The sequence below is a fragment of the Legionella spiritensis genome (genome assembly GCF_900186965.1).
In the GTDB taxonomy this organism is placed as follows: domain Bacteria; phylum Pseudomonadota; class Gammaproteobacteria; order Legionellales; family Legionellaceae; genus Legionella_C; species Legionella_C spiritensis.
The window spans coordinates 3245976-3260515 of record NZ_LT906457.1 but is presented as its reverse complement, the minus strand read 5'-3'; the positions used below and the strand labels follow the sequence as shown (position 1 = coordinate 3260515).

Sequence of the window (14540 nt, the reverse complement as noted above, 5' to 3'; positions counted from 1 at the left end):
AGAATAACATGGAATATCTGGCAGGATGAGCAAAAAATGCCATCAACGCGATTTTTTATACATATAATAATACCGTTATTATTGATAAACGGCCTTTGCTCCTTTCCGGCGAAGGCTCGTGTGGCCGTGGTTTACGCCAGTCCGATGGGGGATGAAAACTGGCGCATGAGCGGTAATCGCCTGCGTTGTGGTCTGGCGCTTACGATTCCTGATTATGGCGTGGCTTATTTTGAACAATATGCTGCCAAAGCCCCCCACTTTATTTTGCATAAATGGCAGCAGGTCGAGAGACCGTTGACTGCGGCCGTTTATGCCAATCAACCGGTCTGGAAGCCGCAAGGAGCCAGTCATTTTATTGCCAAAACGGTTATCAGCCCTGGAAAATATGGTATTTATTTAAAGCGAGAGGCGGCACTCAAGGCATTAACGTATCTGGCGCAGGGTTTCCAGACCAGAATCAGTTATCAATCCGAGCAGGGATTCCCTGTTTCAGTATCCCTCTCGCCCGTTCGCTTTCAGACGGTTTACGCGAAGTATCAGAAATGTCTTGGATCGTTACTGCCTTTTGACTATGCCAGCGTCAAAACCAGTGTCTTGTTGTTTGAAACGGATGACGATACGTTGAGCGATGCCGGCAAGCGGCAGTTGCAGCACGTCGCGCAATACGTGCGCGAGGATCACAAGGTAAAAAGAATCAGTATTACCGGTTACGCGGATAATCGGGGGCGAAAATCCTATAATAATGCCATTTCTGAAGCGCGGGCGGTTGCCGTCAAGCGATATCTTCTGCAGCTTCGTGTCCGAAAGGACTTGCTGGATACTACCTGGGTCGGGGTTAATGATCCTGCGGCATCCAATGATACCGAGGAAGGGATGGCACAGAATCGGCGTGTTGTCATTATTATAGAAAAGTAGTACCTCATCCATGTCGTTTTGCCCACTTATCTCATCCATAAATTGGAAGCGGGTCGGATTGTCTGTAGACAACCCGACAAAATAACTCCTGCAAAAATAAACAAATCAAACACCTTATGCACCCTGATATGGATAAGTTGTCAGAACGTCACCGGCAAAGATGATGATATTAACCCATGTTGTCTAAATAATGGCGCGTTTAAGGCGGCAAGGCAAAAAACAGTTAAAAATTTAATAAAAATTTCCTGTTGTTTGTGGAAAATTGACTATAAATCATGTAGCCTTTTGTAAGTCTGCCTGGATAGATGAATCATAAATTTTTCAGGCCGCTCAAAATGTGAGCGAATTCGGGAAAGATATTAAGATTGTTGATAAAACTTGCAATTTTAATGTTGACTTTACAAGAATTGGGCTGGATAATTTGCCTATGTACGTTCTCGGATAGAGCGATGATTGCGTACTGTGGTCAGCACCTAGTTGTGTTTTGACAGCAAAACGGAAAATTAATAATAAAAAAGTGGAGATGAAGCAATGTTTAAATTGAAAAATACAGCGGTAGCTGTTCTTGCTTTAGGTAGCAGTGCAGTGTTTGCTGGAACCATGGGTCCTGTTTGTACCCCTGGTAACGTTACAGTTCCTTGCGAAAGAACTGCCTGGGACTTCGGCGTTACGGCTTTATACCTGCAGACAGTTTATGATGCAGATGTAGCCTATCCTTACTTTACTGTTGGTAACAACAACGATTTCTATTACCATGATCTGGATATGGATTACGATTGGGGTTTCAAACTGGAAGCTTCCTATCACTTCAGTACTGGTAATGATGTCAACATCAACTGGTATCACTACGATCAAACTACTGACTTCACATACAGTAACAGTGTTGGCAACTTAGGCTTGATTGGCGGCGTTAACACTTTTGTTACCAGCGTTAATCCGCAATGGGATGCTGTAAACTTTGAGTTCGGTCAGCATGTTGATTTCGGTGAGTGGAAAAACATTCGTTTCCATGGTGGTGCTCAATACGCTCGCATCGAAACAGAATCCTGGTCTCAAGTTAGCGCTATCGCAACCAGAGCAAACCTGGATTCCAAGTTCAACGGTTTCGGTCCTCGTGTTGGTGCTGATATGTCTTACGACTGGGGTAACGGCTTCGGTATCTATGCTAATGGTGCTGCTGCAATCCTCGTTGGCGACAGCGACTTTGACATTGCAGTTGTCACTAATGGTGCTACTGTTGCTTCTTTCCACGGTTCCAAAACTGCAATCGTTCCTGAACTGGAAGCTAAACTGGGTGCTAAATACACCTACGCTATGGCTCAAGGCGATTTAACTCTGGATGCCGGTTGGATGTGGGTTAACTACTTCAACGCTCAAACTCTGGTGCCAGGTGCTGAAAGTGATTTCGCTCTGCAAGGCCCATACGTTGGTCTGAAGTGGGTTGGCAACGTGTAATTAGCCTGTTAGGCAGCGTTTTAATAAAGCCCATCACTTGTGATGGGCTTTTTTTTGGATAATGGAGTAAACATGCTGAAAAAAACAACTTTGGCAATTCTAGGATTGAGTATTTCCAGTTGGGCTGCAGCCGGCACTATGGGCCCTGTTTGTACACCCGATGCTGCTACAGTACCTTGTGAAACTAAAATGTGGGATATTGGCATTGACGCCTTGTTTTTAAGGGCCGTCTATGACGCGGACATGGGCTATGGAATTGCTACTATCAATGCCAACGATTATAAGGAAATTGATAACGATTGGGGATGGGGGTATCGTCTCCATGGGTCTTATCATTTCAGAACCGGTAATGATATTACCATGACCTGGCTACACTATGATGTGGATACACGCCATGGTTATTTGGCCGGAACGTTTCCCTTGGGTATTCTGATAGTGCCCTCCTATTACAACTTGTATGTCGATAATCAATTTGATCAGGTTAACCTGATTATGGGGCAGCATGTTGATTATGGAGTGAAGAAAAACGTTCGTTATTATGGCGGATTCCAATACGCTGATATTCGAGTCGATTCCAAACTGCATTATCTGGTGCCGGCTCAGTTCCAGCCGATCTTTACTCAGACGGTAGATGGCCTGCAAAATACCGACTTCAGTGGTGTTGGACCTGTTGTTGGCGCTGATTTTAGCTATAATGTGACGCCGACGTTTAGTGTGATAGCTAATATAGCCGGTTCCATTCTGTATGGGTCGTCTCGATATAATGATTCTACCTTTTATAGCCAAAGCCTGGTTGTACTGTCTCGTTACGGCAGTAAAAAGTCGATGGTACCCAGTCTTGAAATGAAACTGGGCGGTCATTACGAACACCCCGTTGCACAAGGTACTATCAACGTTGAAGCGGGTTATCAGGTAATTAACTATTTTAACGCCTTACACACGTTGACTGCTGCCGGAACATTGGCAAATAGCGATTTTGGTCTGTATGGTCCCTATGTTGGTGTTAAATGGGTTGGTAATGTCTAAAGCATGATTTTTTTCTTAAAGGCCTATCGATTCGATAGGCTTTTTTATGGCTCTATTTCGGCTGACAGTATCATGTCGATTTTATTTTGACCGCATGATTTCCTTTATTCAATTTTTGTTGGGTTTCCAGTTCGTAACGTTACAAGTCTAATCCTGATAGTACATTCAAGCGTTCACCGCATTCCCTGATGGTGGAAATTTATACTCGGAAGCCCGTTAATTTATGGCTAAACACTGGTCAGTTTGCTTGGCGCAAGATATAATGCCTTTGAAAAAGGCGAGGAAGAAAAAAAATAATCAGGAGTATGGTTTGTGAGACGTAAAGCAGTATTTTTAGCCGTATTAGCATTCGCTAAACCCGTATTTGCCGTATCCAATGAGCAGTTACTTCAAGAAATAGAACGGTTGCAGAAACAATCAATCACCATGCAAAAACAAATCAGGCAATTGCAGAAGCAGGTTATTGCCCACTCTATTCCCCCGCATGCCATAGCGAAACCCGCGAAATCCAAATCTGCCGCCGAAAATAATAAAAACAAAACCACTACTCCCGAGCAGCATGTACCTATAGCCGGAGAAAAATTCCACAGTAGCGCCTTGCTTGTTCACGCCCCCGATACCCATCCCGAATCCATAGGATTTTATCCCACAGCACTGGTGGCGGATAACCAGATTGTTACCTATATTGCCGGGACACCGGTTGTTTCATCTCCGTATCTTGGTGAAAGACCCGCATTTGACGGTTCTGACTATATCGTTAACATCTCCAGTATTAACCGTGATATTCGTTTAATGCAGCAGCGCAGACGCCTTTACAGAGCCTATCAGCACATAGGATATCCGCAACCCAACAGGCCAATTATTGCCATCAGCGGTAAATCGGAACCGGTAGTAACCTTTTCCAATCCCTATAGCGGCGCGTCTACCGGTGACGCCACACTGGGTTCCAGTGAGCTGGATGTGGCTGCTGCTCTTAATAACATGGTCGAGGCTTTTATCGGTATTGCCTACGATGAATCACCGCCCTATATCGGAGGACCACGAATTTCCAATTCGTCGTTTAATTTGAATTTGGGATTTGTCAACATTGGTGATCTGGATAAATCACCAGTCTATTTTACCGCAGGCCAGCTTTATGCGCCTTATGGCAAATACGCCAGCGCCATGATCAGTTCTCCTCTTACCTTGATACTGGCGAGAACCAAAACCAGACCGTTTATCCTTGGTTATAAAACACCGGATGGATCCGGGCCATTCGCCGCCATTTATGGTTTCATAACCGATACGACGATAGGTCGTTCCGGAGTAGGTGGTGTGAATCTGGGCTATACCTTTGAGGGGCACGACTCCATAGCGGAAATAGGTGGCGGGTATATCGGTTCCATTGCTGATTCCGGCGGTATGCAGAATAGCGGATCCCTGCCCGGCACAACGTTTGGCGGATTCGGCTCCATAACCAACGGAACAGAGGCGGTTCGCGGCGTACCAGGGGCAAATGTTCATGGCAACATCAGTTTCGATCGCTATACCCTGGCTGCTGAATGGGTAGGAGCAACCCAGGCTTTCCGGCCACAGGATTTAAGTTTTAACGGTCGAGGCGCCAAGCCGCAAGCGGCACAGTTTGAAGGGGGTGTGACATTTAAAGCGTTCGATAAACCGGCTTCCGTGGCGGTTGGGTATCAATGGTCTAAAGAAGCATTGGCATTGAATATACCGCAACATCGTATCAGCGGCGTGTTTAACATCTCTATCTGGAAGGATACGGTTGAAAGTCTGGAATATCGTCATGATATTGATTACAAATCCAATCAATTTGCCAATGGTGCCGCTCCTCCCGGCGTTGTTAATGCAAACACGACAGGAACCGGAGGTGTATCCGATACGCTTGTTGCCCAGATTGGTGTTTATTTCTAATTCAAACTGATCCCTGGCCAGATGGCAGCTGTTGAGTAATATTTATTGATCCACCGCTTCGTGTGATCTGGCTTGCTGAAGCCGTCTACCGACAAAACCTGCTATGCTTTAAATGGTGGTTATCAGTGGGCAGGACGCTTTTATGAGTAAACCGAAAAGATTGCGACGGTGGTTGGTGATATTGGGCTGCTTCTTAATGATCGTTCCAATAACCTGTTATGCCGGCAAAATTGTCATTTTATCCATAGAAGGCGCTATCGGTCCTGCGACGGCCGATTATGTTAATCGCGGCATCAACAATGCGCAAGACAATGCGTTAATTATCATCAGGCTGGATACGCCCGGTGGATTGGACAAATCCATGCGTAACATCGTCAAAGCCATTCTGGCGTCCAAAATCCCTGTTGTGGTTTATGTGACTCCAAGTGGGGCGCGCGCCGCCAGTGCGGGGACGTATCTGCTCTATGCGAGCACTCTGGCCGCCATGACTCCTGGTACGCATCTGGGAGCGGCAAGCCCGGTCAGTATAGGCGTAGGATCAAATAAAGAGGATGGCAAGGATTCCAGCCAATCTACCATGCGTAAAAAAATCCATAATGACGCACAGGCTTATATACGCTCGCTGGCGCAATTGCGCGGGCGTGATGTCGATTTTGCCCAACGTGCGGTCGTTGATGCAGCGACCATGACGGAATCGGAAGCACTAAAGGCCGGGGTTATCAATATCATTGCGAAAAATGAGAAGGATTTGTTGACCAAAGTGCACGGTAAAGTGGTCACCCAAAATGGTCTTAAAATTCAGATTGATACGTCCGATAAGCCAATAGTGCGCGTCGAACCGGATTGGCGCACAAAAATTCTCATGGTCATTACCGATCCCACTATCGCGTATATGCTTCTTGTACTGGGGATCTACGGTATTTTTTTTGAACTACTTAATCCCGGTTTTGTCTTGCCGGGTGTGATTGGAGCTATTGCGATATTGGTGGCGTTATATGCCTTGCAGCTTTTACCAGTCAATTACGCAGGACTTGCTTTGATTCTCGTGGGCATTGCTTTCATTGTCGTGGAAGCGTTCACGCCCAGTTTCGGTATTCTGGGTATAGGTGGAACGGCCGCGTTTGTTATCGGTTCCATTCTGTTGCTGGATTCGGAACATCAGCATTATCAAATAGCCTGGGCAGCCATCTGGGCAATGGCTGCTGCAAATATACTGGTGATGTTGACCCTGCTTGGCATGGCGGTTAAATCCAGAAAAAAACAAATTCAGCATGGCCTCGAAGTCTTGATCGGTGCGCAGGGACGGACATTGTCTAGAGTCGATCCCGAAGGTCAAGCCGTGATTCGTGGTGAAATCTGGCAAGTACGATCCGTCCAGCCCATTGATAAAGATAAAAAAATTAAGGTAAAAGGCGCAGGCAGTTTACTCCTCGATGTCGAGGAGCAGGACGTGTCGCAAGAGCAAGGAGATTAATTATGGGACCATTCGTAGGATTTTTCCTGGGTATCATACTGCTGTTGCTCATGGCCACTTTTAGAGTGTTACGCGAATATGAGCGTGGTGTGATTTTTATGTTGGGGCGCTTCTGGAAGGTGAAGGGGCCGGGACTGATTATAGTGATTCCGCTTGTGCAGCAAATGGAACGCGTGGATTTGCGCACGGTGGTGATGGATATTCCCAGTCAGGATGTCATTTCCCGAGATAATGTGTCTGTTCGAGTCAACGCCGTACTTTATTTTCGTGTGGTCAATCCCAATAACGCGATCAACCAGGTGAATAATTATTTAGAAGCCACCAGTCAACTGGCGCAAACAACGCTGCGTTCGGTACTCGGACAACACGATTTGGATGAAATGCTGGCAGAACGGGATAAATTAAACAGCGATATTCAAAAGATAGTGGATACCCAAACAGACAACTGGGGTATTAAGGTCGTGAATGTTGAAATAAAGCACATCGATTTGGATGAAAGCATGATTCGCGCCATTGCCAAGCAGGCGGAAGCGGAACGGGAGAGACGAGCGAAAGTGATTCATGCCGAAGGGGAATTGCAGGCGTCTGAAAAATTGATGCAAGCGGCTCAGGTTCTGGCCCAGCAACCGCAAGCCTTTCAATTACGCTATCTGCAAACATTAGCCGGAATCGCGGGTACCAATAATTCGACGATCGTGTTTCCCATGCCTATGGAACTGGTTGACTTGCTGGGCAAACTCTCCAAATAAGTGCACCAGTACCGTTGCCAAGTCGTTTTGACAGTCTGTCTTCCCCCGCCTTCGCGGGGGTGGCAACATGTCAAGCATGCCGGACAACCATACCTGTCAAAACGACATGGCAACGGTACTGGATCATGGATTAATGACTTCCACTCTTGCGAACTTTGTGATAGAAGGTTATCTTTTCGTACATTGTTTTACTCGGGATACCGCATGTCAATCAAATCAGATCGCTGGATAGAAAAAATGGCGCTGGAAGAAGGAATGATCAGTCCTTTTCAGAGTGGGCAAATTCGTGAGACCGGGAATGGCCGTATTATTTCCTATGGCGTATCCAGCTATGGTTACGACGTGCGCTGTGCGGATGAGTTCAAGATTTTTACCAATATTAATTCCGCCATAGTGGATCCCAAGGCGTTTGACGCCAATAGTTTTGTTGACGTCCAATCGGATATCTGCATTATCCCCCCCAATTCCTTTGCTCTGGCGCGAACCGTCGAGTACTTTCGGATCCCCCGCAATGTGTTGACCATTTGTCTCGGGAAATCCACTTACGCACGCTGCGGTATTATTGTGAACGTAACGCCACTTGAGCCGGAATGGGAAGGTCATGTTACGCTGGAGTTTTCCAATACAACCCCTTTACCGGCTAAAATATATGCTCACGAAGGTGTGGCGCAGATGCTGTTTCTGGAATCGGATGAGGTGTGTGCGGTGTCCTATCGTGACCGTAGCGGGAAATATCAGGGACAGACTGGAGTCACGTTACCCCGAACCTGACAGCTTTTGCTTCAGCGGGATCCTTATCCTGGATTTGACCGCTTGCCGATCGCCTACCCGCCGGCTCGTTATTAATCATCGTGTTTGATTGGTACCTTTCCCCGTGACGCGTCCACGCGCTCGCGAAGTTCTTTACCCGGCTTGAAATGGGGGCTGTATTTTTCTTCCGTTATCACTTTTTCGCCGGTTTTAGGATTGTGCGCGTTGCGAGGTGGCCGATAATGGAGTGAAAAACTGCCAAATCCGCGAATTTCAATGCGTTTTCCGTCGATGAGCGCTTCACTCATTAATTCAAGAATCCGATTCACACTGTCGGTCACCTGTTTTTCAGGAAGACGGGTCATTTCTGCAGCAAGGTTTGCAATGAGTTGCGATTTAATCATATCCACCTCGGTTGGCCGCGTTTACAGGAACCATCCTCACGATGCTTCAGGAAACGGTATCGTTATATAGTTATATTCAGTATAGACGTGGGAACAAATTATTCAATGTTATCAATTAACTGTACCAATTTTTTTATGGGGTATGCAAATATTATTGTTTTGTTCCCGCCGTTGTTCGCTTTACCCCCAGTTTCACAGCACGCTTGCGGTTGATTGTATGTGAGCCAGGCGCTCCAGTACCTTGGTATTTTTTGAAGCCATATTGTAAATTTGGGTAATGGTCTCGTTTTTAATGGTTTCAAAGATTTGTTTGATTTCTTCCAGTTCATTTCCCCCAATGATGCGGACGCCGGTTTCGGAAATTAAATGCTGCATCAAATTCAAATCGTAATTATAAAAAGTATAAAAGGAATTTCTTTTATAAATGTCTTCGGGAAAAACAAAATTATTGGAAATCTCAGGTAAATGGACTTCGTGAAAAGCATCATCGGATTTGTCCAAAGCGTCTTTCCTCAGGAAGTTGATTTGGTTGAGAAGAAAAAACTCCTGGGATATTCCGGTAATTTTTCTGTCCACAATAGAACAATTAAGCAAAGGGATCCCTAATCCGATGTAGTTCAAAAAAAGCAGATCAAACACCATGCAGATATAGTTCTCAAACTCATTTTCTTTCCTGTGGATGATGGAATCAAAAATAAAATTAAAATCAAGGCCCCTGCCGCGTGTGCCATGGTTCCTGTGGGAATACCAAATCACGTAAAAACATCCCTCCCAGGGCGAGGTAAGATAGCGATCAACCAGGGAGTTTTGTAAATCCCGTATGTCTTTGATCAGGGAGTGGGTAAGCACCTCGGGCGAGCAGGGTTTCAAACAAACTCGCACCCCATGCAATTGGGTTTCCTCAATAACAAGTAATTCTACATGTTTCATATTTTGCTATCGTAAATTAGGGCTTCTTGCCTGGAGACTGCGGCATCTATCCATAGATTCCGCTAAAAGAAAAAAAAACACAATCAAAATTCAAAAATAATAGTTCCCCATGTATAGCCGGCGCCAAATGCCGTTAATAGTATCAATTCCCCACGATTGATTTTCCCCTGATGCAACAGATCGTCAAAAGCCAACGGTATGGATGCTGCCGACGTGTTACCATGTCTATCAAGCGTGACATGAAATTTTTCAACAGGAATATCGAGTGCTGATGCTACGGCGTTAATGATTCGAATATTGGCCTGATGAGTAATAATCTGTTGCAGATCATCGATGGTTAAGTGCGTTTCTTTTAACGCGTTTTGTATATTAGTAACAAACTGATCAATGGCATTTTTAAAAACCTGTCTGCCATTCATGACAATATAGGGTTTTTGAGTCGTTAATGCGGAAAAACCTTTGGCAACGCCCCAGGGGATCTCGAGTGCGTTCTTGCCGTAACCATCTGCACCAATATCGCAGTAAAATATCCCTTTTTCCTTGTGATGATCATTTCGAGTCAATAAAAATGCACCAAAGCCATCGCCGAACAATATTCGTGTTGTTCTATCCAGTGGGTCGGTCAGATTAAAAAAAGCGTCACAACCCAGGACTAGCGCGCAATGAATGCGGGGATTTGCCTGCATCAAATAGAAGGCATTGGCCAGGGCGTAAATAAAACCGCTGCAGGCCGCCTGGATATCAAAGGAAATGCAACGTTCAATAGCCAGTTTTTGTTGCAGCATCACGGCTGTGCTGGGCATTAATTGGTAGGGTGTTGATGTGCCTATAATAATTAAATCGATATTTTGCGCATGAACGTCCGCCTGATTAATGGCCGCACAAGCTGCCTGATAACAGCAATCCAGATAATCATCTTCTTCGCCTGATATGTGACGCTCCTTTATACCTGTCATCTGTGTAATCCATTCATCAGTGGTATCAAGGACCTCTTCAAAATCAGCGTTATTAAGAGTGCCGGCAGGAAGAAAACTGCCGATACCTGAAATTTTTATACTCATTGATACGGTCTCTGATAAATGCCTTTTAAAGTGATTCAATAACCCTGTTGTTATAATGTAGACCATTTTCGCCACATTTGTTTATATATTGAACAAAATGTCAGGGCGAAGAGAGGAAAATTTTCGCTGCTTTCAGGAGATATTTAAGGCGTTACAATTTTTAATTATTTGATTAACAGGACGATTTTCTGTTAACAGGAACAAATCCCGGTCATTATATTGCAGTGCAAAAAAAATACATTGATATAATTAAGTGCACTATCTATACTTTATTAATACAATAAGACAGGGGGACGTATGGCTGCCGTGAACATTATGTCAATTGCATCGGAAGTACCGGACCAGCGCGTTTTAAGCGAGGATATTATTAATGCAATGGAGGGCAAGGTCAGCAACGGTGTTGCTGATATGATGAAAAACATGGATATCAGGCAACGCTATTCCGTGGTGGAAGATTATTCCAGATATCTGAGTGGGAAAAAAGAAAGAAAACTCATATCAAATGTGAATCAACTTGCTGTGAAATCCATTCATAAATGCGTCAACGCGGTTAAGGAAAAGCTGGACATCAGTTTGTTTATCGCCATAACCAACACGGCGCTGCGCCCATTGCCTTGTATGGCCTATGAAATCATGTCCATGATTGACGAAACTATTATTCCACGGAATACCAACGTCATCAACATGCAAAATCAAGGTTGCTCAACCATGGTTAAGGCACTGGAAATCGCCCAGAATTATTTAAAGCTGGATGAAAACAAACAGGTCATGATAACCATTGCTGAAACTCATACGGCTATGTGTCCCGCTATATTGGGAAATAATGTTTTGAGTTATGCGGAAATTGATGAGCTGGTGAATCTGGACGATAAAAAAGAAGCGTTATTGGAGTTAAATAAATTAATTAATGGTTATTTGTTCGGGGATGGGGCCATTACCATTTTATTGAGCAACAATAACAGCAAATCAACGTTTATCTGTGAGCACGTCACCAACCTCTCTCCCGGTGATACGGATATTTTATACATGAATGAAGGCGGCAGTTTAATTCCTTCCTATTCCGGATTTCCTCATTATTACCTAAGCAAATCAGTACCTCTAAGAGGCATTATTTACAGTAAATATTTATTAAAGCAAATTCTCGCCGGCATGCCGCAAGAGGAGTTTGTAAAGAATCTGGATTTGGTTTTCATTCATACCGGTAGTAAAAAAATAATCGATTGTATATTACGGGCGCTAAAATTCGGTGGACATGAAGAAAAAAGCGCCATTTCATACTCCGTTCTGGAACAATACGGTAATTTATCGGCTTGTTCGCTGGCTTTTATGCTGGAAAAGGCGATCAATGATAATCAGAAACTGGGTAAGGTACTGCTTGCCTCTTTTGGGGTTGGATTTAGTGGGAGTATGGCTTCATGGTCTTTTTAGAGCATGTTGTTTCCTCTGTATATAGGCGTAACTGATGCCCCAGCTCATCTGTACAGGTGTGACGTGTACCAGATCAAACCAATCCGATTGTATCGCCTTGCTGGTGCTAATCACCAGGGAATCGGGTTTCATCTGTTCCAGATGCTTGCTGATGGCTTGCCAGCGTTCGCCGAAAAAAGCGGTTGCATTGATAAAGGCCAGAGTGGTGTCACCCAACGGTGCGTTCATAAAATCCCCCAGGGTAAACGTGATACATCTCGCTTTGTGGCTGTAGGCTGGAATTTGTCGCAACCGACAAAGTTGCTGCTGAGCCGCCTGATGCAGTTCGGGAAACAGTTCAACGCCATAACTTCGCGCTACCTTAAACACCATGGCGCAAGCCAGCACTGCTTTCCCTGTCCCGCTCCCCAAGTCACCAAATACGGTTTTGTCATTGATACCGCACAGCGATAGCAGAGCAATAAACGACTCAAATTCAATTTCACCATAGACATATTCCATGGCGTCCTGGTGGATGCGGGCGGTTTGTGATATTAAAAATCCATTCACATCGTCATACAACTTATTGAAAACAGGTTTATGCCGCTCCAGCGCCAGCGCTTTACGCCATCGCCCGAGCCGTCTTTTGCGACAGGTTGCCCATAAAAAAAGCACCAGCAATCCGAACAGTAGAACAGACCCGATCAACCACATATCAGGAATACTTCAATTTTTGATGGTTGAGTATTTTATCCTTTTCCTGCTGGGTCAGGCCAGGCCAGGCTTTCATGAGAATTTTTCCCGCTTCACGCTCGCTCATGGCATGCTGATGAATTTCCCAGGGCATTTCATTACTGACGTATAAACCGATAGCGAAAGCGGTTAAAATGGTGGTCAATAAGGCCAGAGAAATAGATCGCCACTGAAACGCTTTCAGGTATCCGGCGCTTTTGGCGATGGCCTGAGTCGCGGTTTTTTCAACTATCTCGCAGCTTTCACTGGCAACACGCCGAAAATGCTGAATATCATAGGCGGCAAGTTGTTCGTCAATTCTTGTTATGGCCCTGTCAGCGTGCTGCTCAATTTGAGCCACGCTTTTTTCAACCATTTGGGTGAACTCTCCGTGTTGGGTATTCAAATCATGGAGTATTTGCCGGCTGGTTTTCTGCAGGAGAGCCATATGCTCTTCTCCCTGCTTGAGAGCCTGTTCGGCACTGAGGCGAAGACGGGCTAATCCGGCTTGGGTTAAAACATCCTGTAACGATTCAAGTTCGTGATGAAGAGCCTGTAATTGCTGTTGGGCGCGTTGCTCCTGGAGTTTTGTTTGTTGTTCAATATCTTGCCGCCACTCCGTCATTTTTGCTTCGGCAAGTTCAAAGTAGGCGATAAACTCACCGGTATGGCGTAACAACTCCTTAATCTTAATCAAATCCTGTTCCTGAACATGTTCCATGTTATCCCCCGGTCTTTGGTGAAGACTACGTTGATTACCATCCCTGCCGATACCGTTAAAATAATTTGTTGTTCTATGGTTTGCCTGGCATTAAAGTAGTACGTTATCCCATTTTACAATCGAAGTTTTTAATGAAACAGCTATTTTTCGCCGTCGTGTTCGTGTTTCTCATATTTTTGCTGATTATATATCTTTTACAGCGCCATATGATTTATTTTCCAGCAAAAGGGATGCCAAGTCGAAAGATATTTCATGCCGAAGCCATGCAGGTGGTAAAACTGGTTACCAAAGATGGTTTAACCCTGCAATCCTGGTACAAGGCGGCGAATCCGGGCAAGCCGACGTTGCTTTTTTTACACGGCAACGCGGGACATATCGGTTTCCGGATGCCTATGGCTAATCAATGGCTTGCAGCGGGGTATGGTGTGTTATTGCTGGAATATCGTGGTTATGGCGGTAATCCCGGGCACCCTGGCGAGCAAGGCCTGTATCTGGACGGGATAGCGGCCATGGCGTTTCTTAAAGAGCAGGGCGTCACACCGTCAAGCACCGTATTGTATGGTGAATCGTTAGGGACGGGAGTGGCGACGTATCTGGCTATAAACTATCCCGTATGCGCCGTAATCTTGCAATCGCCGTTTACGTCCCTCCCCGCTCTGGCACGCGTTCATTACCCCTGGATTATGATTCAACCCTGGGATAAATTTGATTCCCTGTCCAGAATAGCGGATATTCAAGCGCCGTTACTGATCCTTCATGGGCGTAACGATGCTATTGTTCCCTATCAACAAGGGGTTGAATTGTTCGCCAGGGCCAGAGAACCCAAGTTGTTTGTTGAATTGCCCGGTAAAGGGCATAACGACTTATGGGATCAGACGTTTGTCAACGATATTCTGCGGTTCATAAAAGCCAACTGTACTTGACCGAGATATGAGCAGGGTTATATTTATATAAAATATGGTCAAAATATGATTTCTCGGGCAGTAAAAAAAGCACTATACT

At 45.2% G+C, this 14540-nt stretch carries 14 protein-coding genes; 9 read left to right on the top strand and 5 right to left on the bottom strand.

Annotation, left to right across the window (positions count from 1 at the left end):
- The first annotated feature begins 36 nt into the window (after nucleotides 1–36).
- The 7 genes from CKW05_RS14830 (at nucleotide 37) to dcd (ending at nucleotide 8304) form a co-directional block, all read left to right on the top strand.
- On the top strand, nucleotides 37–915 hold the full coding sequence (locus tag CKW05_RS14830; protein ID WP_157737729.1) for a flagellar protein MotY: 879 nt from the start codon (nucleotides 37–39) through the stop codon (nucleotides 913–915).
- Between the two features lie 531 nt (nucleotides 916–1446).
- Nucleotides 1447–2370 (top strand): Lpg1974 family pore-forming outer membrane protein, encoded by a 924-nt coding sequence (locus CKW05_RS14825; protein ID WP_058482003.1) that lies wholly within the window; start codon nucleotides 1447–1449, stop codon nucleotides 2368–2370.
- A gap of 72 nt (nucleotides 2371–2442) precedes the next feature.
- On the top strand, nucleotides 2443–3396 hold the full coding sequence (locus CKW05_RS14820; protein ID WP_058482002.1) for an Lpg1974 family pore-forming outer membrane protein: 954 nt from the start codon (nucleotides 2443–2445) through the stop codon (nucleotides 3394–3396).
- 312 nt (nucleotides 3397–3708) lie between these two features.
- Nucleotides 3709–5310 (top strand): LbtU family siderophore porin, encoded by a 1602-nt coding sequence (locus CKW05_RS14815; protein ID WP_058482001.1) that lies wholly within the window; start codon nucleotides 3709–3711, stop codon nucleotides 5308–5310.
- Nucleotides 5311–5452: 142 nt separating this feature from the next.
- Nucleotides 5453–6784, top strand: a complete 1332-nt coding sequence (locus CKW05_RS14810) for an NfeD family protein (protein ID WP_082642692.1) — start codon at nucleotides 5453–5455, stop codon at nucleotides 6782–6784.
- Between the two features lie 2 nt (nucleotides 6785–6786).
- Nucleotides 6787–7533 (top strand): slipin family protein, encoded by a 747-nt coding sequence (locus tag CKW05_RS14805; protein ID WP_058482000.1) that lies wholly within the window; start codon nucleotides 6787–6789, stop codon nucleotides 7531–7533.
- A 204-nt stretch (nucleotides 7534–7737) separates the two neighbouring features.
- Entirely contained in the window at nucleotides 7738–8304 is a 567-nt protein-coding gene (gene dcd / locus CKW05_RS14800; RefSeq protein WP_058481999.1) for a dCTP deaminase, read from the top strand.
- 71 nt (nucleotides 8305–8375) lie between these two features.
- Here dcd and CKW05_RS14795 read toward each other — a convergent pair whose 3' ends face one another.
- The 3 genes from CKW05_RS14795 to CKW05_RS14785 all read right to left on the bottom strand — a co-directional run bounded on the left by CKW05_RS14795 (nucleotide 8376) and on the right by CKW05_RS14785 (nucleotide 10678).
- A complete protein-coding gene (locus CKW05_RS14795; RefSeq protein WP_058481998.1) occupies nucleotides 8376–8687 on the bottom strand; it encodes an integration host factor subunit beta in 312 nt (103 codons plus the stop codon).
- A 192-nt stretch (nucleotides 8688–8879) separates the two neighbouring features.
- Entirely contained in the window at nucleotides 8880–9617 is a 738-nt protein-coding gene (locus tag CKW05_RS14790) for a hypothetical protein (protein WP_058481997.1), read from the bottom strand.
- 83 nt (nucleotides 9618–9700) lie between these two features.
- Nucleotides 9701–10678, bottom strand: a complete 978-nt coding sequence (locus tag CKW05_RS14785) for a 3-oxoacyl-ACP synthase III family protein (protein ID WP_058481996.1) — start codon at nucleotides 10676–10678, stop codon at nucleotides 9701–9703.
- Nucleotides 10679–10975: 297 nt separating this feature from the next.
- On the opposite strand from CKW05_RS14785, the gene CKW05_RS14780 reads away from it, so the two are divergent.
- A complete protein-coding gene (locus tag CKW05_RS14780; protein WP_058481995.1) occupies nucleotides 10976–12106 on the top strand; it encodes a 3-oxoacyl-[acyl-carrier-protein] synthase III C-terminal domain-containing protein in 1131 nt (376 codons plus the stop codon).
- Here the strand turns inward: CKW05_RS14780 and CKW05_RS14775 are convergent.
- Both CKW05_RS14775 and CKW05_RS14770 read right to left on the bottom strand, forming a co-directional pair.
- A complete protein-coding gene (locus CKW05_RS14775) occupies nucleotides 12092–12799 on the bottom strand; it encodes a class I SAM-dependent methyltransferase (protein ID WP_065238347.1) in 708 nt (235 codons plus the stop codon). The genes CKW05_RS14780 and CKW05_RS14775 overlap by 15 nt on opposite strands.
- Before the next feature lies 1 nt (nucleotide 12800).
- Nucleotides 12801–13538, bottom strand: coding sequence for a hypothetical protein (locus CKW05_RS14770; RefSeq protein ID WP_058481994.1), 738 nt, complete (start codon nucleotides 13536–13538; stop codon nucleotides 12801–12803).
- Between the two features lie 230 nt (nucleotides 13539–13768).
- Between CKW05_RS14770 and CKW05_RS14765 the strand changes: the two genes are divergently transcribed.
- Nucleotides 13769–14461, top strand: a complete 693-nt coding sequence (locus CKW05_RS14765; protein ID WP_331712929.1) for an alpha/beta hydrolase — start codon at nucleotides 13769–13771, stop codon at nucleotides 14459–14461.
- Nucleotides 14462–14540 lie beyond the last annotated feature (79 nt).

Bases quoted from the DNA above. Each gene is read 5' to 3' on its own strand.
- CKW05_RS14775 (WP_065238347.1), bottom strand. From the start codon at position 12,799: ATGTGGTTGATCGGGTCTGTTCTACTGTTCGGATTGCTGGTGCTTTTT.
- CKW05_RS14805 (WP_058482000.1), top strand. From the start codon at position 6,787: ATGGGACCATTCGTAGGATTTTTCCTGGGTATCATACTGCTGTTGCTC.
- CKW05_RS14790 (WP_058481997.1), bottom strand. From the start codon at position 9,617: ATGAAACATGTAGAATTACTTGTTATTGAGGAAACCCAATTGCATGGG.
- CKW05_RS14820 (WP_058482002.1), top strand. From the start codon at position 2,443: ATGCTGAAAAAAACAACTTTGGCAATTCTAGGATTGAGTATTTCCAGT.
- CKW05_RS14765 (WP_331712929.1), top strand. From the start codon at position 13,769: ATGCCAAGTCGAAAGATATTTCATGCCGAAGCCATGCAGGTGGTAAAA.
- CKW05_RS14830 (WP_157737729.1), top strand. From the start codon at position 37: ATGCCATCAACGCGATTTTTTATACATATAATAATACCGTTATTATTG.
- dcd (WP_058481999.1), top strand. From the start codon at position 7,738: ATGTCAATCAAATCAGATCGCTGGATAGAAAAAATGGCGCTGGAAGAA.
- CKW05_RS14780 (WP_058481995.1), top strand. From the start codon at position 10,976: ATGGCTGCCGTGAACATTATGTCAATTGCATCGGAAGTACCGGACCAG.
- CKW05_RS14770 (WP_058481994.1), bottom strand. From the start codon at position 13,538: ATGGAACATGTTCAGGAACAGGATTTGATTAAGATTAAGGAGTTGTTA.
- CKW05_RS14810 (WP_082642692.1), top strand. From the start codon at position 5,453: ATGAGTAAACCGAAAAGATTGCGACGGTGGTTGGTGATATTGGGCTGC.
- CKW05_RS14785 (WP_058481996.1), bottom strand. From the start codon at position 10,678: ATGAGTATAAAAATTTCAGGTATCGGCAGTTTTCTTCCTGCCGGCACT.
- CKW05_RS14795 (WP_058481998.1), bottom strand. From the start codon at position 8,687: ATGATTAAATCGCAACTCATTGCAAACCTTGCTGCAGAAATGACCCGT.
- CKW05_RS14825 (WP_058482003.1), top strand. From the start codon at position 1,447: ATGTTTAAATTGAAAAATACAGCGGTAGCTGTTCTTGCTTTAGGTAGC.